At 66.6% G+C, this 26,736-nt stretch carries 26 protein-coding genes; 14 read left to right on the forward strand and 12 right to left on the reverse strand.

Translation table 11 applies throughout. From position 1 onward, the window contains the following. Positions 1 to 17: 17 nt before the first annotated feature. From QF031_RS00840 to QF031_RS00865, 6 genes are all read left to right on the forward strand, one after another. The gene (locus QF031_RS00840) at positions 18 to 422 is read left to right on the forward strand and encodes a sarcosine oxidase subunit delta (protein WP_307422787.1); all 405 of its coding nucleotides are present in this window, start codon (positions 18 to 20) and stop codon (positions 420 to 422) included. Then, complete coding sequence (locus QF031_RS00845) at positions 419 to 3,361, forward strand: 2Fe-2S iron-sulfur cluster-binding protein (RefSeq protein ID WP_307422790.1); 2,943 nt, start codon at positions 419 to 421, stop codon at positions 3,359 to 3,361. Before QF031_RS00840 ends, QF031_RS00845 begins: the two co-directional genes overlap by 4 nt. Then, the gene (locus QF031_RS00850; protein WP_307422793.1) at positions 3,354 to 4,004 is read left to right on the forward strand and encodes a sarcosine oxidase subunit gamma; all 651 of its coding nucleotides are present in this window, start codon (positions 3,354 to 3,356) and stop codon (positions 4,002 to 4,004) included. Before QF031_RS00845 ends, QF031_RS00850 begins: the two co-directional genes overlap by 8 nt. Next, positions 4,004 to 5,419 (forward strand): L-serine ammonia-lyase, encoded by a 1,416-nt coding sequence (locus tag QF031_RS00855; RefSeq protein ID WP_307422795.1) that lies wholly within the window; start codon positions 4,004 to 4,006, stop codon positions 5,417 to 5,419. Before QF031_RS00850 ends, QF031_RS00855 begins: the two co-directional genes overlap by 1 nt. A 3-nt stretch (positions 5,420 to 5,422) precedes the next feature. Further along, positions 5,423 to 6,319, forward strand: coding sequence for a formyltetrahydrofolate deformylase (gene purU / locus QF031_RS00860; protein ID WP_307422797.1), 897 nt, complete (start codon positions 5,423 to 5,425; stop codon positions 6,317 to 6,319). 141 nt (positions 6,320 to 6,460) lie between these two features. Next, complete coding sequence (locus tag QF031_RS00865) at positions 6,461 to 7,309, forward strand: ABC transporter ATP-binding protein (RefSeq protein WP_307422800.1); 849 nt, start codon at positions 6,461 to 6,463, stop codon at positions 7,307 to 7,309. Here the strand turns inward: QF031_RS00865 and QF031_RS00870 are convergent. Then, a complete protein-coding gene (locus QF031_RS00870; RefSeq protein WP_307422803.1) occupies positions 7,296 to 7,910 on the reverse strand; it encodes an AmiS/UreI family transporter in 615 nt (204 codons plus the stop codon). The two genes, QF031_RS00865 and QF031_RS00870, sit on opposite strands and share 14 nt — an antisense overlap. Before the next feature lie 200 nt (positions 7,911 to 8,110). Here QF031_RS00870 and gdhA point away from each other — a divergent pair, with 200 nt between their 5' ends. The 3 genes from gdhA to QF031_RS00885 all read left to right on the forward strand — a co-directional run bounded on the left by gdhA (position 8,111) and on the right by QF031_RS00885 (position 10,709). After that, on the forward strand, positions 8,111 to 9,448 hold the full coding sequence (gene gdhA, locus QF031_RS00875; protein WP_307422806.1) for an NADP-specific glutamate dehydrogenase: 1,338 nt from the start codon (positions 8,111 to 8,113) through the stop codon (positions 9,446 to 9,448). A gap of 84 nt (positions 9,449 to 9,532) precedes the next feature. After that, positions 9,533 to 10,207: a DUF1345 domain-containing protein gene (locus tag QF031_RS00880; protein WP_307422809.1), complete on the forward strand. Its 675-nt coding sequence runs from the start codon at positions 9,533 to 9,535 to the stop codon at positions 10,205 to 10,207. Between the two features lie 94 nt (positions 10,208 to 10,301). Then, positions 10,302 to 10,709: a DUF1003 domain-containing protein gene (locus tag QF031_RS00885; RefSeq protein ID WP_307422812.1), complete on the forward strand. Its 408-nt coding sequence runs from the start codon at positions 10,302 to 10,304 to the stop codon at positions 10,707 to 10,709. 56 nt (positions 10,710 to 10,765) lie between these two features. On the opposite strand, the gene QF031_RS00890 is transcribed toward QF031_RS00885, so the two are convergent. The 8 genes from QF031_RS00890 to QF031_RS00925 form a co-directional block, all read right to left on the reverse strand. Beyond that, positions 10,766 to 10,942: a CsbD family protein gene (locus QF031_RS00890; RefSeq protein ID WP_307422816.1), complete on the reverse strand. Its 177-nt coding sequence runs from the start codon at positions 10,940 to 10,942 to the stop codon at positions 10,766 to 10,768. A 262-nt stretch (positions 10,943 to 11,204) separates the two neighbouring features. After that, on the reverse strand, positions 11,205 to 12,191 hold the full coding sequence (locus QF031_RS00895; RefSeq protein WP_307422819.1) for an NAD-dependent epimerase/dehydratase family protein: 987 nt from the start codon (positions 12,189 to 12,191) through the stop codon (positions 11,205 to 11,207). Positions 12,192 to 12,297: 106 nt separating this feature from the next. After that, on the reverse strand, positions 12,298 to 12,672 hold the full coding sequence (locus QF031_RS00900; RefSeq protein ID WP_307422824.1) for a cupin domain-containing protein: 375 nt from the start codon (positions 12,670 to 12,672) through the stop codon (positions 12,298 to 12,300). Positions 12,673 to 12,853: 181 nt separating this feature from the next. Next, positions 12,854 to 13,573, reverse strand: a complete 720-nt coding sequence (locus tag QF031_RS00905) for a hypothetical protein (protein WP_307422827.1) — start codon at positions 13,571 to 13,573, stop codon at positions 12,854 to 12,856. Then, a complete protein-coding gene (locus QF031_RS00910; RefSeq protein WP_307422830.1) occupies positions 13,570 to 14,499 on the reverse strand; it encodes a carbohydrate ABC transporter permease in 930 nt (309 codons plus the stop codon). The genes QF031_RS00905 and QF031_RS00910 overlap by 4 nt, the downstream gene beginning before the upstream one ends. Next, entirely contained in the window at positions 14,499 to 15,425 is a 927-nt protein-coding gene (locus tag QF031_RS00915; protein WP_307422833.1) for a carbohydrate ABC transporter permease, read from the reverse strand. Before QF031_RS00915 ends, QF031_RS00910 begins: the two co-directional genes overlap by 1 nt. Positions 15,426 to 15,433: 8 nt before the next feature. Continuing rightward, positions 15,434 to 16,714, reverse strand: a complete 1,281-nt coding sequence (locus QF031_RS00920) for an ABC transporter substrate-binding protein (protein ID WP_307422835.1) — start codon at positions 16,712 to 16,714, stop codon at positions 15,434 to 15,436. Positions 16,715 to 16,768: 54 nt separating this feature from the next. Beyond that, positions 16,769 to 17,782 (reverse strand): hydroxyacid dehydrogenase, encoded by a 1,014-nt coding sequence (locus QF031_RS00925; RefSeq protein ID WP_307422838.1) that lies wholly within the window; start codon positions 17,780 to 17,782, stop codon positions 16,769 to 16,771. Positions 17,783 to 17,940: 158 nt separating this feature from the next. Here QF031_RS00925 and QF031_RS00930 point away from each other — a divergent pair, with 158 nt between their 5' ends. The 5 genes from QF031_RS00930 to QF031_RS00950 are packed head-to-tail and all read left to right on the forward strand — an operon-like array spanning position 17,941 to position 23,682. Beyond that, positions 17,941 to 19,233, forward strand: coding sequence for a hypothetical protein (locus QF031_RS00930; RefSeq protein ID WP_307422842.1), 1,293 nt, complete (start codon positions 17,941 to 17,943; stop codon positions 19,231 to 19,233). Continuing rightward, positions 19,154 to 19,900 carry a hypothetical protein gene (locus tag QF031_RS00935; RefSeq protein WP_370874459.1) on the forward strand — a complete coding sequence of 249 codons (747 nt, stop codon included), beginning with the start codon at positions 19,154 to 19,156 and terminating at the stop codon, positions 19,898 to 19,900. The genes QF031_RS00930 and QF031_RS00935 overlap by 80 nt, the downstream gene beginning before the upstream one ends. After that, on the forward strand, positions 19,897 to 21,045 hold the full coding sequence (locus QF031_RS00940) for a substrate-binding domain-containing protein (RefSeq protein WP_307422847.1): 1,149 nt from the start codon (positions 19,897 to 19,899) through the stop codon (positions 21,043 to 21,045). Before QF031_RS00935 ends, QF031_RS00940 begins: the two co-directional genes overlap by 4 nt. Then, the gene (locus QF031_RS00945) at positions 21,042 to 21,752 is read left to right on the forward strand and encodes a ThuA domain-containing protein (RefSeq protein ID WP_307422850.1); all 711 of its coding nucleotides are present in this window, start codon (positions 21,042 to 21,044) and stop codon (positions 21,750 to 21,752) included. Before QF031_RS00940 ends, QF031_RS00945 begins: the two co-directional genes overlap by 4 nt. 16 nt (positions 21,753 to 21,768) lie before the next feature. Then, positions 21,769 to 23,682, forward strand: a complete 1,914-nt coding sequence (locus tag QF031_RS00950) for a DUF2264 domain-containing protein (protein WP_307422855.1) — start codon at positions 21,769 to 21,771, stop codon at positions 23,680 to 23,682. Here the strand turns inward: QF031_RS00950 and QF031_RS00955 are convergent. The 3 genes from QF031_RS00955 to QF031_RS00965 form a co-directional block, all read right to left on the reverse strand. Then, entirely contained in the window at positions 23,679 to 24,437 is a 759-nt protein-coding gene (locus tag QF031_RS00955; RefSeq protein WP_307422857.1) for a ThuA domain-containing protein, read from the reverse strand. The genes QF031_RS00950 and QF031_RS00955 overlap by 4 nt on opposite strands. Then, a complete protein-coding gene (locus QF031_RS00960; protein ID WP_307422860.1) occupies positions 24,437 to 25,567 on the reverse strand; it encodes a Gfo/Idh/MocA family protein in 1,131 nt (376 codons plus the stop codon). Before QF031_RS00960 ends, QF031_RS00955 begins: the two co-directional genes overlap by 1 nt. Positions 25,568 to 25,709: 142 nt before the next feature. Further along, positions 25,710 to 26,708, reverse strand: a complete 999-nt coding sequence (locus tag QF031_RS00965) for a LacI family DNA-binding transcriptional regulator (protein ID WP_307422864.1) — start codon at positions 26,706 to 26,708, stop codon at positions 25,710 to 25,712. Between the last annotated feature and the right edge of the window lie 28 nt (positions 26,709 to 26,736).

Here is a 26,736-nt window from a genome sequence, read left to right on the forward strand (position 1 = left end):
GAAAAGGACTAACGCACATGCTGCTGATCCCATGCCCCAACTGCGGCCCGCGGGACGAAACCGAATTCCACTACGGGGGACAGGCCCACGTCCCGTACCCCGAGAACCCCAACGAGCTGAGCGACACGGAGTGGTCCCGCTACCTCTTCTACCGGGAGAACCCCAAAGGCATCTTCGCCGAGCGCTGGGTCCACAGCACCGGCTGCCGCCAGTGGTTCAACATGCTCCGCGACACGGTGAGCTACGACATCAAGGCTGTCTACCCGATGGGGGCGAAGCGGCCTGACCGCTCCCCGGACGGCGCACCCGAAACCGGGACCGCCAGCACCGGCCCTGAGAGCACCACCACGGGAAGTGCCGCACCCAGCACCTCCACCACGAGCATCCTCAGCACCACCGCCCCGGAAGGAGCGACCAAGTGACTTCCCAGAACGCCCGCCTGGCTACCGGCGGCCGCATCGACCGCACCATCTCCTGGCGCTTCACCGTTGACGGCGAGGAGTTCACCGGCCATCCCGGTGACACCCTGGCCTCGGCGCTGCTGGCCAACGGCCGCATCGCCGCCGGCAACTCCCTCTACGAGGACCGCCCCCGCGGCATCATGTCCGCCGGCGTCGAAGAGGCCAACGCCCTGGTCCGCGTGGAAGCCCGCTTCCCCGGCCATGTTGCCGAATCCATGCTCCCCGCCACCACCGTCTCCCTGGTGGACGGACTCCAGGCCACCCTGCTCAACGGCCTGGGCAAGCTGGACCCGGAGGACGACCGCGCCGAATACGACAAGAAGTACGTCCACACCGACGTCCTGGTGATCGGCGGCGGCCCCGCCGGGCTCGCCGCGGCCCGCGAAGCCGTCCGCACCGGCGCCAGGGTCATGCTGCTCGATGACCAGCCCGAACTCGGCGGCGCGCTGCTCTCCGGTTCCACCGCTCCGGGCCTTGCTGAGACCATCGAAGGAAAGCCCGCCCTGGAATGGGTGGCCGACGTCGAAGCCGAGCTGGTGTCCGGCGCCGAGTCCACGGTCCTGAACCGCACCACCGCGTTCGGCGCCTACGACGCCAACTACGTCATCGCCGTCCAGAACCGCACCGACCACCTTTCCAGCCCCGCCGCCCCGGGTGTCTCCCGCCAGCGGATTTGGCACATCCGTGCCAGCCAGGTGATTGTCGCCCCGGGAGCCCACGAACGCCCCCTGGTGTTCGAGAACAACGACCGCCCCGGCATCATGCTCGCCTCCGCCGTGCGCAGCTACCTGAACCGCTACGGCGTGGCCGCCGGCAAGCGCGTGGTCATCAGCACCACCAATGACAGCGCCTACGCCGTCGCAGCCGACCTCGCCGCCGCGGGCGTCAAGGTCGCCGCCGTGGTGGACGCCCGTCCGGCCCTGACCGCAGCGGCGACTGCCGCCGTCGAATCCGGTGTCCGCGTGCTGATCGGCAGCGCGGTGGCCAACACCTCGGCTGACTCCGCAGGCCGGCTGGACGGCGTGACCGTCCGCAGCATCAACGACGACGGCGAGCTCACCTCCGGCGTCGAGCAGATCGCAGCAGACCTGCTGGCTGTGTCCGGCGGCTGGAGCCCGCTGGTCCACCTGCACTCCCAGCGCCAGGGCAAGCTGCGCTGGGACGAGGAGCTGGCAGCCTTCGTGCCCAGCACTGAAGTTCCCGCCCAGCAGACCATTGGCGCCGGCCGCGGCTCCTTCGCCACCGAAGACTGCGTCGCGGAGGGCATCTCCGCCGGCGCCAGGGCGGCCATCGCCGCAGGCTTCGAATCCGCCGTCGAACCGTCCGTGTTCGGCGACCCGAAGGCCTCCGCCCCCACCCGCCAGCTGTGGCTGGTGCCGGGCGAGAGCGGCACCCCGGACGACTGGCACCACCACTTCGTGGACTTCCAGCGCGACCAGTCCGTGGCGGACGTCCTCCGCTCCACCGGAGCCGGCATGCGCTCGGTGGAACACATCAAGCGGTACACCTCCATCAGCACCGCCAACGACCAGGGCAAGACCTCCGGCGTCAACGCCATCGGCGTCATCGCCGCGGCCCTGCGCACCGCCGGCGAAGCCTCCCGCGGCATCGGCGACATCGGCACCACCACCTACCGTGCCCCCTTCACCCCGGTGGCCTTCGCCGCACTGGCCGGACGCCAGCGCGGGGAACTGTTCGACCCCGCCCGCGTCACGTCCATCCACCCCTGGCACGTGGCCAAGGGCGCGTTGTTCGAGGACGTTGGACAGTGGAAGCGGCCCTGGTACTACCCGCAGGCCGGGGAGGACATGGACGCTGCCGTGCTGCGCGAATGCGCCGCCGTCCGCGAATCCGTGGGCTTCATGGACGCCACCACGCTGGGCAAGATCGAAATCCGCGGCAAGGACGCGGGGGAGTTCCTGAACAGGATGTACACCAACGCGTTCAAGAAGCTCGCCCCGGGTTCGGCACGCTACGGCGTCATGTGCACCCCGGACGGGATGATCTTCGACGACGGCGTGACCCTCCGCGTCGACGACGAGACCTACTTCATGACCACCACCACCGGCGGTGCCGCCAAGGTGCTGGACTGGCTGGAGGAATGGCTGCAGACCGAGTGGCCGGAACTGGACGTGCAGTGCACCTCCGTGACGGAACAGTGGAGCACCATCGCCGTCGTCGGGCCCAAGTCCCGTGAGGTCATCGGCAAGGTGGCACCCGAACTGGCTGCCAACGGCGGCCTGGACGCCGAAGCCTTCCCGTTCATGACCTTCCGCGAAACCACCCTCGCCTCCGGCGTGCGCGCCCGGATCTGCCGGATCTCGTTCTCCGGTGAACTCGCCTACGAGATCAACGTCCCGGCCTGGTACGGGCTGAACACGTGGGAATCCGTGGCTGCCGCCGGGGCCGAGTTCAACATCACCCCCTACGGCACCGAAACCATGCACGTGCTGCGCGCCGAAAAGGGCTACCCGATCGTGGGGCAGGACACGGACGGCACCGTCACCCCGCAGGACGCGGGCATGGAATGGATCGTCTCCAAGGCCAAAGACTTCATCGGCAAGCGCTCCTACACCCGGTCGGACGCGCAGCGTGAGGACCGCAAGCACCTGGTCAGCGTCCTCCCCGTGGACGGCACGCTGCGGCTGCCGGAAGGCACCCAGCTGGTGGAAAAGGGCCGCTCCACCAACCCCGCCTACGGCCCCGTGCCGATGGAAGGGTTCGTCACCTCCAGCTACCACAGCGCAGCACTGGGCCGGTCATTCGGCCTGGCCCTGATCAAGAACGGACGCAACCGCATCGGCGAAACGCTGGTGGCAGCCGCCGGCGACCAGCTGGTGGACGTGGTTGTCGCAGAAACAGTGCTTTTTGACTCTGAAGGGACCCGTAAAGATGGCTGAAACAGCAGCATCCCCGACCTCCGCCAAGACCAACGCCGAAAAGAATCTCGCCGCCCGCGTCAGCCCGGCGCGCCAGCTGGCGGATGAGTTCGCGGCCGGCTCCCTGGCCGGCACCGTTGAAATTTTCGAGGTGCCCTTCCTGACCATGGTGGGTCTCCGGGCGCTGGCAGGATCCGCCGCGGCGGAGCGCCTGGCCGGTGTCACCGGTGGCCTCCCCACCGGCTCCGGTGCCGTGGCCGGCAACGGCGACGTGTCCGTCCTGTGGCTCGGCCCCGCAGAGTTCCTGGTGGTTGCACCCACCGAAGCGCACGAATCCCTTGGCGGGGACCTCATCCCTGCGCTCCGGGACGCGCTGGGCGGCGACGCGGGCCAGGTGGTGGACCTGTCCGCCAACCGGACCACGTTCGAATTGACGGGCCCCCGGGCCCGCGCCGTCCTGGAAAAAGGCTGCTCGCTGGACCTGCACCCGCGGGTCTTCAAGGCCGGCACGGCCTTCTCCACGGAAATCGCGAACATTCCGGCCATCCTGTGGAAGACCGGTGACGAGTCCTTCCGGATCTTCCCCCGCGCTTCCTTCGCCGAGTTCCTGGGCCGGTGGCTGCTGGACGCCATGCGGGAGTACGCCTCGCCAGAGGTCCCCTGATGGCGCTCAGCGTCCTTGACCTCTTTTCCGTCGGCATCGGGCCCTCGTCGTCGCACACGGTGGGCCCGATGCGGGCGGCGAAGCTGTTCGCGGACGGGCTGAAGGGCGATGGCCAGCTGGCCGCCACCGCGCGGGTCCAGACCGAACTGTTCGGCTCCCTGGGCGCCACCGGCCGCGGCCACGGCTCGGACAAGGCAGTGGTCCTGGGGCTGAAGGGCCTGGACCCGGAAACCGTGGACACCTTCACCGCCGACGACCAGGTGGCAGCCGCCGCGCTGGACGCCGAACTCCACATCGCCGGAAGCCACCGGGTGGACTTCAACTGGGAAGAGGACGTGGTGCTCCACCGGCGCAAGTCCCTTCCCGCGCACCCCAACGGCATGACGTTCCGGGCCCTGGACCACACGGGTGCCGTGCTGAGCGAGCGGAGCTTCTACTCCATTGGTGGCGGCTTCGTGGTGGACGGCGACGCCGAGGGCGGGGACAAAGTGGTGCCGGATGACACCGTGCTGCCGTACCCGTTCTCCACGGGGGATGAACTCCTGCAGATCTGCAGCCGCGAAGGCATGTCCATCTCCGATGTCATGCTGGCCAACGAACTTACCTGGCGCAGCGAAGCCGAACTCCGGGAACAGCTCCTGGGGCTGTGGGCCGTCATGCGCGAATGCGTGGAGAACGGCTGCAACGCAGAGGGCATCCTGCCCGGCGGCCTGAACGTGACCCGGCGGGCGCCCGCCCTGTTCCGCACGTTGACGGCCTCGGCCGCCACGGCTGAAGCCGCGGCAGCAACGCCGTCGCCCGTGCAGGCACCGGCGGATCCGCTGCTGGCGATGGAATGGGTGAACCTGTTCGCGCTGGCCGTGAACGAGGAGAACGCCGCCGGCGGGCGGATTGTCACCGCCCCCACCAACGGGGCAGCGGGCATTGTTCCGGCCGTCCTGCACTACTACATAAAGTTTGTTCCGGGAGCCGACGACGACGGTGTGGTCCGCTTCCTGCTGGCGGCGGCCGCCGTCGGAATCCTGTTCAAAACGAACGCCTCCATCTCCGGTGCCGAAGTGGGCTGCCAGGGCGAGGTGGGTTCTGCCTGCTCGATGGCTGCGGCCGGGCTCTGCGAAGTGCTCGGCGGGACGCCGGCGCAGGTGGAGAACGCCGCCGAAGTGGGGATCGAGCACAACCTGGGCCTGACCTGTGATCCCGTGGGCGGCCTGGTGCAGATCCCCTGCATCGAGCGGAACGCGATCGCCAGCGTGAAGGCGATCAACGCGGCCCGGCTGGCCCTGCACGGGGACGGCAGCCACAAGGTCTCGCTGGACAAGGCGATCAAGACCATGCGCGACACCGGAGCCGACATGAAAACCAAGTACAAGGAAACCTCCAGAGGAGGCCTCGCCGTGAATGTGATCGAGTGCTGAGCCATGACTGTTACTGAAACCCATATCCCCGCCCCCAAGGCGCCCACCACCGTGGAACACGTCCTGACCCTCGACTGCGCGGAAGGGCCCGGCATTGTGCACGCCGTGTCCGGCTTCCTGCTGGAGCACGGCTGCGACATTATCGACAACAAGCAGTTCGGTGAGCGCTCCGAAGGCCACTTCTTCATGCGCGTGCACTTCGTCTCCGAAGGCGACGAGTCCACACTGGAGACCCTGCGGTCCTCCTTCGCCCCGGTGGCTGAAAAGTTCGGCATGCGCTGGCAGCTGGAACGCCACGGTTCCAAGCGCAAGGTGCTGATCATGGTGTCCAAGTTCGGGCACTGCCTCAACGACCTGCTCTTCCGCGCCCGGATCGGCGAACTGCCTGTGGACATTGTGGCCGTGGTTTCCAACCACCGGGACCACCAGGCACTGGTGGAGTGGCATGCCATCCCGTTCCACCACATCCCGGTCACGGCGGACACCAAGCCCGCAGCGGAAACCGAGATGATGGAACTGGTGGACGGGCTCGACGTCGAACTGGTGGTGCTGGCCCGCTACATGCAGGTGCTCAGCGACGACCTGACCCGGAAGCTGGACGGCCGGGCCATCAACATCCACCACTCGTTCCTGCCCAGCTTCAAGGGTGCCAAGCCGTACCATCAGGCCTATGCCCGCGGCGTCAAGACCGTTGGCGCCACCGCGCACTACGTGAACGCAGAACTGGACGAGGGACCCATCATCTCCCAGCAGGTGGTGGACGTGGACCACACGTACGGGCCCGAGGACCTGGTGGCGGCCGGCCGCGACACGGAATGCAAGGCCCTCTCCAACGCGGTGAAGTGGCACTGCGAAGGCCGGGTCATCCTCCAGGGCAACCGCACCGTGGTGCTCCGGTAACGGAACAAAACGCCATATCAAAAGCGCGGCCGGTCGCCCTCGGGGTGGCCGGCCGTTGCAGCGTCAGCAGCCCATTTTGCGTTGACGCCGGACCTGGCAGGAGAGTTAGGGGAACACGAATCCCTTTGAGGAGACCCAAGGATGCACGAACGGCCGGCGGACCACCAGGTACTGGAACTCAACGATGTCTCGTTCCGACGGGACGGCCGGGAAATCATTAGCGGTATCTCCCTGAGCGTCAAGGCGGGAGAGCACTGGGCATTGCTCGGAGCGAACGGAGCCGGGAAGAGCACGCTCATGGGGCTGTGCGGAGCCGTCAACCACCCCAGCTCCGGGACCGTATCCGTCCTTGGTGAGCGCCTGGGGCGGGTGGAAATGAAGGCACTGCGCCAGTCAATAGGACACGTCAATCCGCGCCACCAGGTCCTGGCACCCCTCACGGTCCGCCAGGTTGTCCTCACCGGACTGACCGGGAGCAGCGAACTGTCCCCGCGGTGGGAGCCCACCCACGCCGAGTCCACCAAGGCCGACGCCCTGGTGGAGCAGTTCGGACTGGCCCACAAAGCCGCCCTGCGCTGGCCCACGCTCTCCCAAGGCGAGCGTGGGCGCGCGCTGATCGCCCGCGCCCTGATCGCCTCACCGGAGTTGCTCCTGCTCGACGAACCCTGCACGGGCCTCGACATCGCTGCCCGGGAGCAGTTGCTGGACACCATCGACGATCTCGCCTACACGCACCCGCAGATGGCGTCGGTCCTGGTCACCCACCACCTGGAGGAACTGCCTGCCACCACAAGCCATGCCCTGCTGATCGCCGGCGGACAGGCGGTGGCCGCCGGCCCCGCTTCCGAAGTCATCACCAGTGAGAACATCAGCGCAGCCTTCGGGCATCCCATCGACGTGGAGTACCGGCACCAGCGCTGGAGCGCCCGTACAGGCCGCAGCAGCAGGCGGGGCAACCGGCAGTACGCAGAAGCGGTCAGGATTCCCTAGGGGCTGCCCTGCTCGGCGAGACGGGCTTTAGTGCCAGCGCGCGCGCCACCACGAAGAGTACGGCCAGCAGGGCCGTGGCAAGCCATGCCATCCAGGCGCTGCGCGGCCAGACGCCGGCCAGGCCAAGGAAGGCCGGCACCGTCGCGGTCACCTGGCTGGCCAGGACCAGCGCCCAGCCCGCGAACGGTTCCAGCCGCACCACACCGAGGGCTGAGGAACCAAACAACAGGCCCCACAGCACGGACCAGCACACCCAGAGCACGGCAAGCAGTGGATCGCTGTCCAGCCAGGCACCCGCCAGCAGCAGGCCAACGAATGCCACCATGCCGCAGAACCAGCCCAGCCCCTTCGAGCCCAGCCCCATCAGGACGTCCAGCCCGGCATAAACGTAGGTCAGCCCGAACAGGAACATGCCGGCAGCCGTCAGAAGGGCGTGGACGCCGGTGCCAGCCCCGGCAAGATGCACGACGCCGAGCACCAGTTGGGTGCCGCCGAGCACCAGGCTGAAAACGGCTGCGTCGCGGCGGGGGAGTTGGCCGAGTATCGCCAGCCCGTTGACCAGCAGCGCGGCGCCGGAGAGGAGGAGGCAAATGAAGGGCATCAATTCCTCCTTCGGGTAGATGAACGGATCCGGAGGGATCTCGGATTGCGGAACCTGTCTGTCACATAACGGAGGCTAGCGGATGGAGATCACTCCGCCTATTGGTGCGTGGTCGTAATCGGATAGGTTGAAACGTGAACCTTCGGGACGACGTTGCTTTGCTGCGCCGTCCTTCGTTTCGGCAAAGTTAGGAACAGTCCATGGACGCACGGCTCGAGGCCATCAAGGACACTGTCCTCGCACGTAACCCCGGTGAAGCGGAGTTCCACCAAGCAGTGGTTGAGGTGTTCGAAAGCCTTGGCCCCGTGCACGACAGGCATCCTGAATTCCTGGAGGCTGCCATCCTGGAGCGCCTCTGCGAACCCGAACGGCAAATCATCTTCCGTGTGCCGTGGACCGACGACTCCGGCCGCGTCCAGATCAACCGCGGCTTCCGGGTGGAGTTCAACTCTGCGCTGGGCCCCTATAAGGGCGGCCTGCGCTTCCACCCCTCCGTGTATCTCGGCATCGTCAAGTTCCTCGGTTTCGAACAGATCTTCAAGAACGCCCTCACCGGTATGCCTATCGGCGGCGGCAAGGGCGGCTCGGACTTCGATCCCCGCGGCCGCAGCGACGCCGAAGTGATGCGTTTCTGCCAGTCCTTCATGACCGAGCTTTACCGCCACATCGGCGAGTACACGGACGTTCCGGCCGGCGATATAGGCGTGGGCGGCCGCGAGATCGGCTACCTCTTTGGCCAGTACAAGCGCATCACCAACCGCTACGAATCCGGCGTGCTCACCGGCAAGGGAATCTCCTGGGGCGGTTCCCTGGTCCGCCCCGAGGCAACCGGCTTCGGGACCGTCATCTTCACCCAGGAAATGCTGAAGACCCGCGGCACATCCTTCGACGGCCAGCGCGTGGTGGTGTCCGGCTCCGGAAACGTGGCCATCAACGCGATCGCCAAAGCGCAGACCCTCGGCGCCACCGTGGTGGCGTGCTCCGACTCGTCAGGTTACGTGGTGGATGAGGCGGGCATCGACGTCAAACTCCTCCGCGAGGTGAAGGAAGTGGAGCGCGGCCGCCTGAAGGACTATGCGGAACGCCGCGCGGGCGTCTCTTACGTGGACGGCGGGTCCGTGTGGGACGTGGACGCCACGGTGGCGCTGCCGTGCGCCACGCAGAACGAGCTCGACGGCGACGCTGCCGCCCGCCTGGTGCGCAACGGCCTGCTTGCCGTTGGCGAAGGGGCCAATATGCCGTCAACCCGCGAGGCGGTGGGCGTGTTCCAGGAGGCCTCGGTACTGTTCGGTCCGGGCAAGGCGGCCAACGCCGGCGGCGTGGCGACCTCGGCTCTGGAAATGCAGCAGAACGCAAGCCGTGATTCGTGGTCCTTCGAGCACACGGAAGAGCGGCTGACCGAGATCATGGTGGGCATCCACGACCGCTGCGCCGCCACCGCCGACGAGTACGGCGATCCCGGCAATTATGTGCTGGGAGCCAACATCGGAGGGTTCGTGAAGGTGGCCGACGCGATGCTGGCGCAGGGTTTGATCTAGCAGGTCCGGCCTGACTTTCCCGGCGCCACTGCTGGCGTCCTGTTTTTCCAGCGACGCCACAGCATCCCGTGCCATGATCGGCCCATGGAGTCCATGACGGCTGCCGGCGACCACCGCCGGAACTTTAACTCGCGCGCACACCAGTCCCGGCTCCGGATGCTGGTGATGCTCGCCGTCGGCCTCTTTGCAGGCCTGGCCTACGGGGCGTCGGGAAGCTGGGCCTATGCACCTGCGGTCGGGTGGGCCGCCGCCTGTGCGACCTACCTCATCTGGGTGTGGAGCGTCATCGGCAGGCTGGGGCCCGTGGCCACTGCTGCCCATGCCCGGAGGGAGGACCCGGGGCGGGTCTTTTCAGACGCCCTGATCCTTGGAGCCACGGTGGCAAGCTTTGCTGGGGTGGGGCTAATCCTGTTGAACGCCTCCAACGCGCAGGGGTCTGCGAAGGATGCCACGGTAGCCATGGCCCTGGGCAGCATTGCCCTGTCGTGGTTCCTGGTCCACACGCTGTTCACGCTCCGGTACGCCGCCATCTACTACCGCGACGGGACCGGCGTCGACTTCAACGAGGAGTCCCAGCCCCGGTACTCGGACTTCGCCTACCTTGCCTTCACCGTTGGCATGACGTTCCAGGTGTCGGACACCGACCTGAAAACCAACGCCATCCGCTCCACGGTTCTGCGGCAGGCCCTGCTGTCCTACCTCCTGGGAGCTATCGTGCTGGCTACCACCATCAACCTCGTCTCCGGGCTGATCCACTGAGCGCGGCAAGCCTGGGCCGGGACGGCGGACCCTGCCCCGCGGTCCGGGCCCGTTATCCGGCCGGAGCATAACCTCCAGGGCATACTCTGGGGCCATGGCAGACATCAGAGTTAACTGGCACCGGCGGCACAAGGAGGGCCTCAGTGCCGGTGAAAGGGCCGCGGATACCCTCCGGAACGGGATGGGCAGCTGGCCCTTCGTGGGCGCCTTCCTGGCATCCATGGGGGCCTGGGCACTGGTGAATACCTTCGTCCTGGCAACCAACGCTTGGGACCCCTATCCGTATATTCTCCTGAATCTTTTCCTGTCCATGCTGGCCGGCCTGCAGGGTGCAATTCTGCTGATCGCCGCCAAGCGCCAGGACGCCATCGCCTCTGCCATGGCGCAGCATGACTACGAAACAGATGTGCGCGCCGCGGCGCAGATAGAAATGCTCATGGACATCAATGCCGAGCAGTTACGACTGCTGCAGGAGTTGCGGGCTATCCGGGACCAGTCCTGAAAACGCCAATGGGTGCAACTCCGGTTGGAGTTGCACCCATTCGTTGAGGCGTCGAACTAATCCTTCTTGAAGGCGTCCTTGACGTGCTCGCCGGCCTGCTTCAGGTCCGACTTGGACTGGTCAGTCTTGCCTTCGGCCTTCAGGCTTTCGTCGCCACTAGCGTTTCCGGCAGCTTCCTTGCCTTTGCCGCCAAGCTTCTCTGCGGCATTGCCGATCTTGTCATCCAAACCCATGGAGTTACTCCTTACAGTTCGTGCTCGCTCCGGCATGCACCAGAACCTGACCCCTCAATAGTAAGCATACTTTCGAGTTTGTCGCCCATCCGCCGTCGTATTTTTGCCCAGCGATGTGATGAGGAGGCGGCAAGTAACGCCCGACGGCGTCACGCAGGGCATCCTTTCGGCCCGCCTTTTGCCCGGCAACCGCGCAAACCCGGCCTCCCGCCGTCGGCCGTCCTGCTAAAGGCTGCTCCGCGTGACGGCACGGTCCAAACGCTCAGCCTGCCGGAACTCCCAGCGGGCGGGCGACGTGCAGCCGGCCGTGGTCGATCAGCCATTGGATGGATTCGAAGACGGCCTGCTCCGGCTCATACCTGGGTGCGTAGCCCAGAACGGAGGCTGCCTTCTCGATGCTGAAGCAGTGGCTGCGGTAGAGGTGCTCCCAGCTCGACTCGGCGTACTCCCGGGAGGTGTCTTCACGGAACCGCTCCCAGCTGACCGTCTCCAGCACCGCGGCATGCCCGAACCAAGCCGCCGCGATGTCCGCGTAGCCGCGCACGGTCAACGCGGTGGGGGCGACGATGTTGAAGTCCTCACCGGCGGCCGCCTCACGCTGCGCGATGGCCTTCTCGAAAGCCTGGGCAACATCGTCGGCGTGCACGTGGTGCATCAGCTCGGCGCCGCTGCCGGGGACCCGGAGGGGCTGGCCGGCGGAAAGTGTCTGCCAGACGGCGGGGTCGAGGTTTCCGAGCGGACCGACCGGGTGCCATCCCGGGCCCACGATGTGGCCGGGGTGCAGGGACGTTGTGACCAGGCCGCCGCGGGCCGTCTCCTCCTGCAGCATCAACGCGATCCGGTTTTTCTGGACGCCGTACTCGCCAAAGGGTTCAGCGGCAGAATCAGAGCCTTCCCTGATGGGCAGCTTCAGGCTATGCCCGTAACGCCAGATGGAACCGCAGTGCAGCAGGTGCCCCACCTCGCCGCGAAGCCGTTGAACCAGCGACGTCGCCGATTCGAGGGTGAAGCAGACCAGGTCTACGACAGCGTCGGGCTTCAGGCCGGCAACCCGGTCACCGAACGTTCCGTCCCTCTCCGCCTGCTGGCGGTCTGCGCTGACCTGGTGGACCTGCTGCCATTCCGGCCCGTCCGTATAGGGCTTGCTGGTGCCGCGGCTGATGTTGGTGACCTCGTGGCCGGCGCGCACCAGCCGGGGGACCAGGTACGAACCGATGTGGCCGCTGCCGCCGATGATGGTGACTTTCATTGCTCTCCGATCGTTGTGTTCCCCTCAACGGTAGGCCCAGGCAGCAGTAAAGGGAGGTCCTGGCGGGCCTCCCTTTACTGCTGCTGCTTCGCCTGGCGCCCAGCAGTCAGTCCGGCTTGGCGTACTCCGCCGCGCTCATGACCTCAAAGCCAACGAACGTCTCGTCGTCTTCCACCCAGGCGTCATGCCCGGCGGGAATGGAATAGGCGTCGCCGGCATGGATGGTCTTCCGGGTTCCGTCGTCGAGTTGAACGGTGAGGGTGCCGGCGGTGCAGAAGCCGAGGTGGTTGTTCTGGCAGCTGTCCGTATGGACAACGGTCTTGACCGTCTCTGACCAGCGCCAGCCGGGCTCGAAGGTCAAACGGCCCAGGGTGGCACCGCCAATGCTGACTACATCAACCTGGGTCTTGGGCGGGCGGCGTTTCTCATCCGGCTCATTGAAGGATTTGGTGGCAAGATCCTTGACGGTTACTGCGGGCATGTCTTCCTCCTGGGGCAGGAGTGGTTTTTGAATTCATCCGTGGGCGCGCTGAGGTGCTTCGGGGATGCCCGGCAGGGAGGGTGATTCCGTCCAGAGCCTGCCGGACCCATCGCTTAACGATTTCAATATGCGCCCGTGCAGGCCCGAGGTCAATGACGCCCTTGCGGGCCGCCGCAGGGTCCTAGGAAGTGCGGAGTGCGGTGGAGAAGGCAAAGGCGGCGTTGCTCCACACCACGAACAGCAACGGGGCCGGCGCCAGGGCAACACCCAGTACCGGCTGGAGGAGCGCGGCCGAAGCGATGATTCCCAGCAGCACCAGCATGGCCAGGCTCAGGTACCAGCGCTTCACGGAAAGGTAGAGGGAGGCTTTGAGCAGGCTCTTCAGCCCGGCATCAGGAAGGATGACGACGCCGGCAACCGCCATCACTGCCACGCTGACCGTGACGGCTGCGGCCACCATGATCACGGGTAGCAGGATGGCCGCGGCCGGCATGGACTGGACGATGGCCAGGTCCACGCCGAGGAACAGCAGTACGGCGACGGCGGCCAGGCCCAGCGGGGCGGCCCGCCGGAAGCCGCGCCGGTAGCCCCGCAGGAAGGAAGTAACCGGCCTGGCCGCGGCGCCGTCGTCGTTCAATGCCTGGAAGGAGGCAAAGAGCCCGGCGAGCGACGGTGGCACCGTGACGGAAAGCGCCAGGAAGAACGGCCAGGCGGCGAGTGGGTCCGCCACCAGGGCCAGGCACAGCACCAGCGGGGCATTGGCCAGCGCCATCATCACGTTCCCGGCCAGGAAGGTGTAGATGAAGCCAAAGATGCCACCGAACGTTTCGAACCCCGGGCTGGGGATTCGCCCGGCAAGGCCGCGCCGGGGGCGGCTGGGGTGCTGTGCCACGGACGTCATCCTTTCATGCCGCTCGTGGCGATGCCCTGGATGAAGTACCGCTGGCCGAGCAGGAAGATCGCCAGGATGGGGATCACCGAGATGACGGAACCGGTCATGATCATGGCGTATTCGGCGTCGAACTGGCCCACAAAGGAGCGCAGGCCCAGCTGGACCGTCCACAGCCGGTTGGACGTGAGGTAGATGAACGGCCCCATGTAGTCGTTCCAGGTGTTCACGAACGTCAGCAGCGCCAGGCTGGCCAGTGCCGGCTTGGACAGCGGCAGGATGACCCGCGCCCAGATGCCGTATTCGCTCAGGCCATCGATGCGGGCGGCCTCGCACAGCTCATCAGGAATGGTCATGTAGTACTGCCGCATCAGGAACACGCCGAACGCGCCGAACGCCTGCAGCAGGATCAGGGCGTTGAAGCTGTTGGTCAGGCCCAGGTTCTGCATCATGATGTACTGCGGCACCATGTAGGCCTGCCACGGCACGGCGATGGTGCCGATGTATGCCAGGAACAGCACGTCCCTGCCGGGGAAGCGCACCTTGGAGAAGCCGTATGCGGCCAGCGAGCCGGTGAGCACCTGCAGGCACGTGATGATCACGGCCAGGTACAGCGAGTTCTGCAGGTAGCCCATCATGGGGATGCGGGTCCAGATGTCCGTGTAGTTGCTCCACACGAACTCGCTGGGGATCCACTGGATGGGGACGGTGAGGACCTGGTTGTTCTCCTTCAGCGAGGAGGACACCATCCAGATGAACGGCACCATCAGCGCCACCACCAGGACGGCGAGTACGGCGTAGATCACCACGTCCGTGGTGCGCTTCTTACGCTCGCGCGGAGAGCGCTTGCGGTCCGTACGACGGCGGTCTTCCGCGGCAGGGGCGCTGGATCCCAGGAAGGGTGCCTCGGCCTTGAGGTCTTCGGCCATGTTGGTCATCAGCGTTCCCTCCGCTGTTGGATCTTGAACTGCAGGACGGTGACCGTCAGCACGATGAGGAACAGCACCAGGGAGATGGCCGAGGAGTAGCCGAACTTCCCTTCGCCGATGCCCTCCTGGTAGATGAGCTGCGACAGCACCGTGGTGGAGCGTCCCGGGCCGCCGTTGGTCATGACCACGATCAGGTCGAAGACCTTGAAACTGGAGACGGTCAGCATGACCACCACAAAGAACGTGGTGGGCCGCAGGGACGGGATGGTGACGTTCCAGAAGCGCTGCCAGGCGCTGGCGCCGTCCACTTCTGCCGCCTCGTACAGCTCGCTGGGAATGGCCTGCAGGCCGGCAAGGTACAGGACCATGTAGTAGCCCATGTCGCGCCAGACGCTGGTGATGATGACGGCCGGCAGGGCCCAGTCCGAACTGGAGGTCCAGCCCGGGGCGTTGGCGATGCCAATGGCATGCAGGAACTGGTTGATGGGGCCGTTGTCCGGGCTGAAGAGCATGTTCCAGACCACGGCCACTGCCACCAGGGACGTGATGTACGGGAAGAAGATGGCCACCCGGAAGAAGCCGATGCCTTTGAGTTTGCGGTTCAGCAGCATGGCCAGCAGGAGGGCCAGGGCCATGGTGAGCGGAACGTGCCCGATGGCGTAGACCACGGTGTTCCGCAGTGCCACCCAGAAGGAGTCGCTGGCGAACATCCGCTGGAAGTTGGCCAGTCCCACCCACTTGGGGGCGGTGAAGGAGGTCCACTCCATGAAGGAGAGGGCAAACGCTGCCAGCACCGGAATGAGGGTGAAGGCCAGGAATCCCAGGAAGTTCGGCAGGATGAACGTCCAGCCGATCAGGGTGTTCCGCCTGGCCTGCTTCCGGTTGCCCCGGCTGAGGACCGGGGCAACCTTTGAAGGAACGGTTTCAGTAGTCATGACTGCTGTTACTGACCGAGGACTTCGCTCTTGACGCGCTTGCCCATCTCGGCGGTCCCGTCATCCACGGAGCGCTCACCCACCATGACGAGGTCGTGCTCCTGGTTGAGGACCTTGTCGGTAGCGGCGGACTTGTCGCTGACCGGCATTTCCAGGGCAATCTGGTCCGGGGTGAAGGCCTTCTTGGACAGGTCGTCGGTGGGCATGCCGTCCAGCTTGAAGTAGGCGTCCTTGACGGCATCGTTCTGCAGGGCAGGGACAACGCCGATCTTGGAGATTGCCTTGGCGCCCTCTTCACCGGCCGCCCATTCGATGAACTTCTTTGCCTCGTCTGAGTGTGCGGCGTTCTTGTTCACCGCGAAAGCCGTGGGGGAGCCGAACGTGGTGACCTTGCCGTCGCTGCTCTTCTGCGGCATGGGTGCCAGGGCCCAGTTAACGTTGGATTTTCCGTCCTTCTTGGCCTGCAAAATGCCGGCGATGTACCAGGTACCCATGGGCATCATGGCTGCCTGGCCGCTTTCAAACATGGTGCGGTAGCTGGTCTTCTGGCTCTTGGCCGTTCCGAAGTCCAGCGTGGCGCCGCTCTTCTGCAGGTCCAGGGCGGTGTTGTACTGGTCCTTGAAGAAGCTGTAGTCGCCGGAGTTCTGGTCGGCGCTGTTCTGCGCGGCGGCTATGGCCTGCACCACCGAACGCCAGATGTGGTGGTAGGTGCCGTAGACCTTTTTGCCGCCCGTTTCAGTGGTGAGCTTCTTGGCCAGCGCCGTGTACTCGTCCCAGGTCAGGTTCGCCGGGTTCTCTACGCCGGCGGCCTTGAGCAGGTCCTTGTTGTAGTACAGCAGCCAGAAGTCCTGCCGGTACGGTGCTGCGAAGTACTTGCCGTTGATGTCGAACGCGTCGATGCCGGCCAGGTTGTCCTTGCCCACCTTGTCCACCACGTTGTTGATTTCCTGCAGCTGGCCGTTGTTGGCGTAGCGGGCGTAGTCGATGACGTTCTTCATGGTCAGGACGTCCGTGGTGTCACCGCCGGCAAGCATGGTGGTGACTTTCTGGGGGTAATCGTCCGCCAGGATGTCGACGGGTTCAATGTCCACGGTAGGGTTGGCGGCCTCGTAGCTGTCGAACAGCGCCTTGAACTCCGGGGTGCCTTCGTAGTTCCACACGGATACGGTGAGGCGGGTCTTGCCCTCCTGGCCCTGCTGTTCGGCGGGGCCGGCTGCCCCGGCGCAGCCGGTGAGTCCAAGGCCGGCAGTTACTGCCAGGGCCATGGCGGCGAGGGTTGTGCGCTTCATTGCGGTCTCCTTACTAGGGTTTCAAATGTGCCGCGGGCTGCGGCGGTTATGTTGTCAGGCGCTGAGCGAAAGGTCCGCGGACACCACTTGCGCCGCCAGTTGCTGGCCGGTGAGGTACCGTTCCAGGTCATTCAGGGCGGCGTCGGACATACGGCGGGTTTCGGTGCCCAGAGAACCTGCGATGTGTGGGGTGAGCTCCACGTTGGGAAGGTCGTACAGCACCGAATCCGCGGGCAGCGGTTCGGGATCGGTTACGTCCAGCAGGGCCTGGATGCGCCCACTGGCGCACTCGGCTTCGAGGGCTTTCGTATCCACGAGGGATCCCCTGGCTGTGTTGATCAGGGTTGCGTGGTCTTTCATGGCGCGCAGCTCGGCCGCACCGATCATGTGCCTGGTCTCGGGGAGGGCAGGAGCATGCACCGTCACAATGTCTGAAGCGGCCAGCAGGTCGGGAAGGGACACCAATTGTCCGCCGGCCGCCGCCACGGCATCAGGATCCGCATAGGGATCGCTCACCAGGCAGCGGACATCCTGCAGCTGCTGGACCAGCCGCACCACCCGGCGTCCAATGCGGGAGAACCCGATGACACCGATGACCCGGCCGATGTTGCCCAACTCACCCCGCTGCGTCGTGTAGCTCCAGTCCTCCCGGTAGGTGCGGGCATCGTTGGCCAGCACGTGGGCCTTCTTTCCGGCGAGCACGATGGAGGCAAAGGTGAACTCCGCCACCGGGATGGCGTTGGCGTCGGCACCGTTGGTGACCAGGATGCCCCGCTCCCACAGTTCAGGAGTGACAAAGCTGCGCACGGTTCCAGCGCAGTGGAACACCGCGCGAAGCTTTGGCATGCGTGCCAGCGTGGGGGCGTCCAGCCGGGGTACGCCCCAGCTTGTGAGCAGGATTTCGACGTCGGCGAGGCGGCCCGTGAGGTCCGGCCGTTCGAGGGACTCGGTCCACGGCTCGGCGCCGAGGTCCACCAGGCCCGCCAAGCGTTCAAGTCGCGTGGAATCGAACTGGTCTGCAAATGTTCCACGGTTCATGACCAGCAGGGCCTTGGGTTTACGCGGCATTCGGGCCTCCTTTCTTTTCTGAGCGGGATGCGGGGATGCCGCGTTTCATGTCTTGCATCACATCTAACAATCAGTAGATACTCATAAACAAGACAGAACATCCAAGCTGGTCCTGATCGTTCTGAAACGATCGTAATCGAACAAAAGAATCGGTACGCATGTCATCTACCGCTGGCCTTCCTCCCGCTTTCACCACCTCTGCCCTGCTCGCCTCCTCGTGGGGTTCCGCCGCAACCGCTGCGGGACTCGTCCGGTCGCTGGAGGGAGCAACGGGACGTGTGTCCGTCCCGCCCGCCGGCGCTCCGGCATGGCGTTCAGTTCCCGGTGATGCCCTGGGCGCGCTAAAGGAACAGGCAGCCAGTGAACGTGGAGTGCCCTGGCCGCAGCCCCTGGTCTCCCACTACGCGCGCTACTTCCGCGACGGCAACCGCACAGCGTATGAGAACCTGGTGGCCGCACGGCAGCAGAGGCTCACCCGCGCGGTGGTGATGGCCCTGACCACAACGGACCGGGAAGCCGCCAGCGCGTGGCTGGACGAAGTGATCGACGGCGCATACCTCATGTGTGAACAGAGCTCCTGGAGCTGGGCTGCCCATGACGACGTGTTCAGCCGCTCCGCGGAGGTGGTTCCGGACATGGCCCGGCCCTTCCTGGATCTTGGGGCCGGCGAGGTGGCGGCCCAGCTGGGCTGGCTGGACCACCTGTTGGGCAGCGAACTGGACGCCCGGGCCCCGGGCCTGCGGCGGCGCATGCGCGACGAAGCGGCCACGCGGGTCTTCCAGCCGTTCCTGGAGCGGCTGGACTGGCACTGGCTGGGCCTCGACGGGGACGTCCACAACTGGAACCCGTGGATCCATTCAAACCTGATCGCGGCCGCGCTGTTCCTGGTCGGGGATCCGCACCTTCAGGCGGAGATCGTGGAGCGGTGCATCGAGGGCCTGGACCGGTTCCTTGCCTCAATCCCCGCTGACGGTGCCATCGATGAAGGATTCGCTTATTGGTGGAACGGCGCGGGGCGGGCTCTGGAGGGTCTGAAGCTGCTGGAGGAGGCCACCGGAGGCGCCCTTGACGCCGGACTGCCCCTGATCCGTGAACTGGTGTCCTTCCCGCACCGCATGCACATCGGCGGCGCCTGGTTCCTCAACGTGGCAGACGGTCCGGCACGGGCGGCGGAAGCGCTCCCCTGGGACATGCTGCACAGCTGGGCGGTGCGGCTGGGGGACCAGGATGCTGGCGCACCACGCCGCGTCAATGCTGGCCCCTCACCCTGGGGCCGCTGCCGGGCTGGGGCGCGTCCTGCATTCGCTGCTCGCCGCTTCGCCAGGCCCAACCGCCGCGGCACCGCTGGTTCCCTTCACCTATCTCGGGTCCGTGCAGATCATGGTGGCCCGCGAAACCGCAGGGTCCGTGGAAGGCCTGCTCCTGGCGGCGAAAGGCGGCCACAACGGTGAGCACCACAACCACCGTGACGTGGGGTCCGTAGTGGTGGCGGTGGACGGCGTGCCCCTCCTGGTGGACGCCGGCCAGCCCACCTATACGGCCAAGACCTTCGGCCCGGACCGCTACGACATCCGCGCCATGCAGAGCTCCTGGCACAACGTTCCGGCACCACATGGCCTCGAACAGGGCACCGGAAGTGAATTCACAGCGCACGTCCTGCGGCACCCCACCGCGGACCAGTCCCTGATGGAACTGGCGCTCGGGGCCGCCTACGGTTTTGAGCCGGGGCAGTGGGTGCGCACCTCCGGCCTGGACAGGGACAGGGGCCACGCCACCATCGCGGACCGTTGGGAGCTTCCGCCGCCCACCGCTGGAGGGACGCCCGACGTCGACATCACCTACCTCACGGCAGGCGCCTTGCGCCGTGGACCGGACGGCACGGCCACCGTGGAACCAGCCGGTGTTCCCGTCTCCGGAACCCCTGGAAAGCCAGCCGGCCGCGGTGCCGTGCTGCGCTGGGAGCCGGCCTCCGCCGTCGTCCTGGTGGACGAATGGGAGTTGGAGGATCCGCTGCTGGCGGACATCTGGGGAGCCAGGCTGACCCGGCTGCGGTTCCGCATGCCGGCATCAACAGGCGCCGATGGCGCATTCACCCTCACTGTGGAGGCAACATCATGAGTCCTGACCAACCCGTCGAGTCCGCAGGAAAGTCCCTCTTCTCGCTCCAGCGCAGGGAGCGGCTCATGGAGGAGTTGCGCGCCCACGGCGCTATCACGGTCCGTGATATCGCCATCAAAATGGGTGTCAGCGAACTCACCATCCGCCGCGATGTGAACCTCCTGGCGGATGAGGGGCTGGTGTCCCGCGTGCACGGCGGAGCCACGCTCCCCAGCCCGCTGGACCGGGCCGCGACGGGGCGGGCAGCTACCAACAGCTACTCAATCGGCATGGTGGTGCCGTCGCTGGATTACTACTGGCCGCAGGTGATCAGCGGCGCCCGCGCCGCAGCCGAGGAACAGAACCTGCGGATCCTGGTCCGGGGTTCCACGTATGACGCCGCGGACAACCGCCGCCAGGTACAGGCCCTGCTGGACACCCAGAACATTGACGGACTGATCGTGGCGCCGGACATGGGCGGCGAACACGGACAGGATCTGTTGCGGTGGCTGAACGCGCTTCCCATTCCCGTGGTGCTGGCCGAACGGCGCGCACCCGCGGAGGTTCCGGCCCACCGGCTGGAGTGGGTGGCCACGGACCATGCCTTTGGTGCCGGCATGGCGGCGCGCCATCTGTGGCAGGAAGGGCACCGGCGGATCGGCTGCCTGACGGACTCATCCAGCCCCACCAGCCCACATGTGGTGCGCGGCTGGCAACAGGCCCTGGCGGCACTGAAGATCCCGCTCAAGGACACCGTTCACGAGGATTCGGTCAAACAGGCCAATGGCGGGCGCAGTGCACACTTCGACCATGTCCTGGAGCTCTGCGGCAAGACCGGCACCACTGCCATGCTGGTCCACTCCGACACCCAGGCGGTGGCATTCGTGCAGCACTGCGTGGACAAGGGACTGCAGGTGCCCGGGGACATCGCCATCGTGGGCTACGACGACGAGGTGGCCTACCTGGCAGAGCCGGCCATCTCCGCGGTCCGTCCGCCCAAGCAGTACGTAGGCAAGGTGGCGGTGCAGCTGATGGCGGCCCGGCTCGCCGAAGGGCGCATGCGGCCGGTGCACCGCGTGGAGCTCAACCCCGAGTTGATCCTGCGGGACTCATCCATAGGAGCTCCGCGGGTTCCCGCCACGGGCGTGCTGCAGGATTCCCTGTGACGGCCACGCAGGACAACGCGCCCGCGGCCCTGCTCCTCAGCGGGGAAGGGCGGTACGCAGACCCCTGGCACCCGTTTACTGACACTTCCGGTGCGGTGGCGGGCCTGCTGCGGGAGGCGGGGTTCGGCGTCGTCATGTCCGGTGATGTGGACGGAGCCCTGGCGGACCTTGCGCATGCGGACGCCGCTGACCTCCCAGCCTTGCTGGCCGTGAATGTGGGGCTGCCCCGCGACGGCCGCCCCTCGCCGGGGACACCCGACGCCTCGGCAGGACTCGCCCGGTGGCTGGGCACGGACCGGCCGCTGCTGGTGACTCATTCAAGCTCCACCAGCTTCGTGGACCTGCCCGCCTGGGAGGAAGGACTGGGTGGCCGCTGGGTCCGGGGCACGTCCATGCACCCGGACTACGGGCCGGCCGCCGTCAATGTGCTTCGTGCTTCCGGGCCCGTTGTTGCCGGCGTTCCCGATTTTGTGCTGCCCGATGAGCGCTACAGCCATCTCCGCACCTGCCCGGACATCATCGTTCACGCCACCCACACTCACGAGGGACGGGACCATCCGCTGATGTGGAGCTTCGAGCGGCCGCCCTCCGGCGGCCGGCCGGGGCGGACCTTCTATGACGCCCTGGGCCATGACACCGCCTCCTACCGATCCCCGGAACACCGCGCCATCCTCCTGCGGGCCATCGCCTGGCTCGCGGGCGCCTGACAAGACCAAGGAACCCATGCCCACCTCCGCCCTTTCCACTGCCCTGGCACTTCCGCCGCTGGATCATGAGCTTTCCCCGTTCACCGGCCTGACGCGTGAGCACTGGTGCGCCTACGCCGACCAGCTGCTCCGGTCCGCGCACCGCTTCGCCACCGATGACCATGCAAACCTCTACCTGCCAGGGGCCACCAGCAACTACGGTCCCCGGAGTGATTCCCTGGAGGCATTCGCCCGGACGTTCCTGCTGGCGTCCTTCCGGATGGCCGGCGACCCGGAGGGAACCAGGTGGCTCGCCGACTGGTACGCGCAAGGGCTCGACGCCGGCACCGACCCGGCCAACCCGGACCGCTGGCCCACGCCGGGGGAGCTGGGCCAGGCGAAGGTGGAGGCGGCCTCGCTCGCGGTGGGCCTGGCGCTCACGCGGGAGGTTTTGTGGGACAAGCTGCCGGAGCGGGTCCAGGAGCAGCTGATCGCGTGGTTCGAGACGGTAATTGGCGAGGATTACCCGCCCATCAACTGGGTGTGGTTCCAGATCGTGGTCGAGATGTTCCTGGCCGGCGTTGGCGGCCGCTACTCCGACGCGGACATCGACGCCGGCCTGGCCATCCATGATTCGCTGTACCGGGGCCACGGCTGGTTCGCGGACGGGCCCGAGCGGGCCTACGACCACTATGTGGGGTGGGCCTTCCAGGTCTACCCGCAGCTGCTGCAGCTCATGGCACCTGGTGATCCACGCGTCCAGGCCCGGGCCGCGCTCGACGGTGAACGGCTGGCGGATTTCCTTGACGACGCCGTGCACCTGGTGGGAGCCAGCGGCGCTCCACTCATTCAGGGCCGGAGCCTGATTTACCGGTTTGCCGCAGCCGCCCCGTTCTGGTCCGGCCAGCTTTTAGGAAACACCCGGCTCAGCCCCGGCGTTTCACGGCGGGCGGCGTCCGGAGTCCTGGGCTACTTCCTGGAGCGCGGGGCCGTGAACGACGACGGCCTGCTGACTATTGGTTTCCACGGCGAGTTCCCCGGGATGAAGCAGGCCTACTCCGGGGCCGGCTCGCCGTATTGGGCGGCCAAGGGCATGATGGGCCTGGTCCTGCCCGCGGACCACCCCGTCTGGACCGCTGTGGAGGAGCCGTTGCCGGTGGAGGTCGCGGACACACAGCGGTTCATCGCCGCCCCGGGCTGGCAGGTGGACGGCACAGCGGCCGACGGCGTGGTGCGGGTCCGAAACCACGGAACCGACCATGCCAACCCCGGGGCAACAGTGGCCGATTCGCCGCTCTACGCCCGGCTGGGCTACTCCACCGCCACCTTCCCTGACCTGGAACCGGAGTCCCAGGACAACGCCGTGGTCTTCGTTGATGCCGCAGGCCGGCTGACGCACCGCACCGGGTTTGAGTACCTGGGCCAGGTCGAACGGGGTGGCGTGCAGATTGGTGCCTCCCGGGCGGCCACAAACTGGATCACCGTTGATCCGGACGCCGGCCCCGACCACGGCAGCGGTGCGGCCGGAACAGCCACGCCCGGCCCCGAGATGACCGTGGTGTCCCTGACGCGGGGAGCCGTGGAACTGCGGCTGGTCCGGGTTCGCGGTGCCGCTGGCCATGGTGGGAGGCTGCAGATTGGGGGCTGGCCCGTGGATGCAGGGTGCGCGCTCGCCAGCGAAGTGCGGCCGGTTCCCTGGGGAGGAACGCTCGACGACGGCGGCAGCTGGGAACGGGAAGCGCCGCACCCGATGGGGGAGCACCTGGGGATTCCCTGGATTGGCACCTCAGGCGAGGCTCCCGACGGGGACTATGCCGCCGTCGTCGGACTCGGTGGCGAAGGCCTGCGCGCGGAGCTGGACGGCGCACACTTCCTGCCGGACGGGCGTTTTGCCTTCGCCGACGGCAGCGTGGTGGACCTTAACGAGGTTTGGACAGTGTTGGCCGGTTAGGACCCCTCGGCCCCCTGGAACCACTCCCGGGCAGGGTTGGTCACGGCGGGAGCGGAACGGTCCAGGCCGGGCTGGGCCGCCCAACGCACGCCGTTGGCCAGGACGCGCTGGATCTGCGGGTGGTGGTACACCGGGTACTCCTGGTCGCCCGGGCTGAAGTAAAAGATGCGCCCCTTGCCGCGGGTGAACGTGACGCCGGAACGGAACACCTCCCCGCCCGCGAAGGAGCTGATGAAGATCAGGTCGTCGGGGTCTGGAATGTCGAACAGCTCGCCGTACATCTCCTGCTCGGGGATGACGATGGGGCTGTCCACGCCCTCGGCGATGGGGTGCGAGGGCTTGACGGTCCAGACCAGCTCGCGTTCGCCGTCGTTCCGCCAGGCCAGCGAGCAGCTGGTGCCCAGCAGCTTGGTGAAGATCTTCGAGAAGTGCCCCGAATGGAGCACCATCAGTCCCATGCCGCCGAGCACGTGCCGGTGGACACGTTCGACGACGGCGTCACTCACCTCGGCGTGGGCCATATGGCCCCACCAGAGCAGGACGTCCGTCTCCGCGAGCACCTCCTCGTCGAGGCCGTGCTCGTCGTCGGTGGCCAGGACCGCCGTCGTAATTTCTGCTTCCGGATAGTAGGAACGGAGGCCTGCGGCGATGGCGCCGTGGATGCCGTCCGGGTAGATCTCGCCGATGTGGGACGGCTCGTTGATGGCCTCGTGGACACCCTCGTTCCACACACGGATCCTCAGTTTGCCGTTCATTAGAGACGAACCTCCCTCTGCTCAAACGCGGACTGGTAGCACGCGTCAATGATCTGTGCCCGGTAAAGGGCCAGGGACCCATCGTGTCCGCCCCAGACTGCCTCGCCTCCGCGCACTGCCGTGACGAAGTCTTCCACCACTGCATCGTGCGCGCGGCCGGGCAGCACCGGAGGCACGAAATCGGCACTCTCACCGTCCCTGTCCGTAAACACCCGGAGCTGGCCAACCGGCGGGAAGGGCGCGCCCTGCACCTTGAGTTCTGCGCCACCGTCGGTGCCGTAAACCGTAAAGTCGAGCAGGTCATCCGTTTCCCGGTAGGTTGCCCAGCTGGCCTCGATCAGCAGCGTCCCGCCGCCCTCAAGCCGGAGGAACGCGGAGGCGAAATCCTCCACCTCGAATGCGTGGCTGGTGGCCTGGGCAGAATAGCGGCTCCCGCCGCCCCTTCCCTGCGGGCCCAGCTCGGAATGCGTGGCGGCGGAGACGGCCACCACTTTCGGTTCGCCGAGGAGGTGCAGGGCGTAGTCAATGGCGTGCACGCCAATGTCCGCCAGCGGTCCGCCGCCTGCCAGTTCGGGGTTGGTGAACCAGCTGCCCAGCGTGGGGATGCCGGAGCGGCGGAGCCAGGATGCCTTGGCGTAGTAGGGCCGGCCCAGGGCGCCGTCGTCGATGATCTCCTTGAGCGCCTGGATGTCGCCCCGGCGGCGGTGGTTGAAGGCGACGTCCAGGACGCGACCCGCCTTGCGTGCCGCGTCCACCATGGCCTGGCCTTCGACGGCGTTACGCGCGATGGGCTTCTCGCTCAGCACGTGGAGTCCCCGGTCCAGGGCCGCGATGGCGATGGGTGCATGCAGGAAGGTGGGCACCGCCACGCTGATGGCATCAAGGCCGCCGTGATCCAGCATCTCCTGCCAGTCAGCGAAGGCGTTGGGAATGGAGTATTCGGCCTGCAGCGAGTCCCGAAGCTCCTCCTCCATTCCCGCCAGCGACACGATGCGGACTCCGGCAAGGTCGGCGTAAGCCTTCAGGTGCTGCTGGCCGGCCCAGCCGATGCCAACGACGCCGACGCGGAGTTCCTGGGCCGGGGCTTCTCCCTGCCCATTGGGCTGTGGGGAGGACTGCTCGTAGTTCAAGGGTGCTTCCTTTTCCGTGCCGGGTCTGATGTGTGGAGAACTTTGGAAACGATTCCATGGCGGCTTATAACAACTTGCTCCTGGCTTTTGGAATCGATTCCAAAAGTTTGTCAGGAACTGCGCCGGGACGTCAACCCCTCCGTCAGCCCTTCGTCGAGCCCCGGACCACGAGTTCGTGGGGGAGGAAAGTGCGGCCGCGGCGGTGCCCGTCAGCCTGGGTCATCCGGGCGAAGAGCGCTTCGAAAGCCATCAGGCCCATCTCGTAGGCCGGCTGCCGGATGGTGGTCAGTTCAGGGACGCACATCTCCGCCTGGATTGAGTCGTCGAAGCCGGCCACGGCGATATCGTCCGGGACCCGCAGCCGGGCGTTGGTAATCTCGCGGACGCAGCCGGCCGCCACGGTGTCGCTGCCGCAGAACACGGCATCGGGCAGGTGGTCCATGGCCAGGAGTTCCCGGGTGAGCCGGCGGCCGGTGTGAAAGTCGAAGTCGCCGGTGGCGAAAAGGCTGTGGTGCGCGTCAAGGCCCGCTTCGGACAGGGCGTCGCGGAACCCCCGCTCGCGCAGCCGCCCGGAGCGGGCTACCCGGTTGCCAATCATGGCGATCCGGCGGGCCCCGGTGCTGATGAGGTGCCGCGTGATGTCGTATGCGGCCTGCCGGTCGTCAATGGATACGCCGAACGCTGCGTCCGACTCCGCGATCTCGCAGAGCTGGACAACACTCAGTTGGGTGGCGAGTGCTTCAATATCGTCATCAGGCATGGCGGGCGAAAAGAGGATCAGCCCGTCCACGGATCCGTTCCGGAGCATGTCCACCAGCTGCTGCTCCCGTTCCAAACTCCCGGACGTGGGGGCGATGAGGCTGACATAGCCGGACAATGCCGCGGCGTCGCCCACCCCGCGGAACGCTTCGCTGATGATGGGGGACTCAAGGTTCTTCGAAAGGGCCAGAATGCGCATGGTCCGGTCGCGGCGGAGGTCCCGCGCGGAGGCCAGCGGCCGGTAGTTGAGCTGCCGGATCGCTCCTGCCACCTTTTCCCTGCTGGACGCGCTGACTGCCGGACTTCCGTTCAGTACGCGCGACACCGTGCCGACGGACACTCCCGCTGTTTTGGCGACGTCCTGCACAGTCGCTCGAGCCATATGCCTTCCCTTCCGCGGCCAGTGAGTG

Origin of the sequence: Pseudarthrobacter defluvii (genome assembly GCF_030816725.1) — a bacterium.
GTDB lineage: Bacteria > Actinomycetota > Actinomycetes > Actinomycetales > Micrococcaceae > Arthrobacter > Arthrobacter defluvii_A.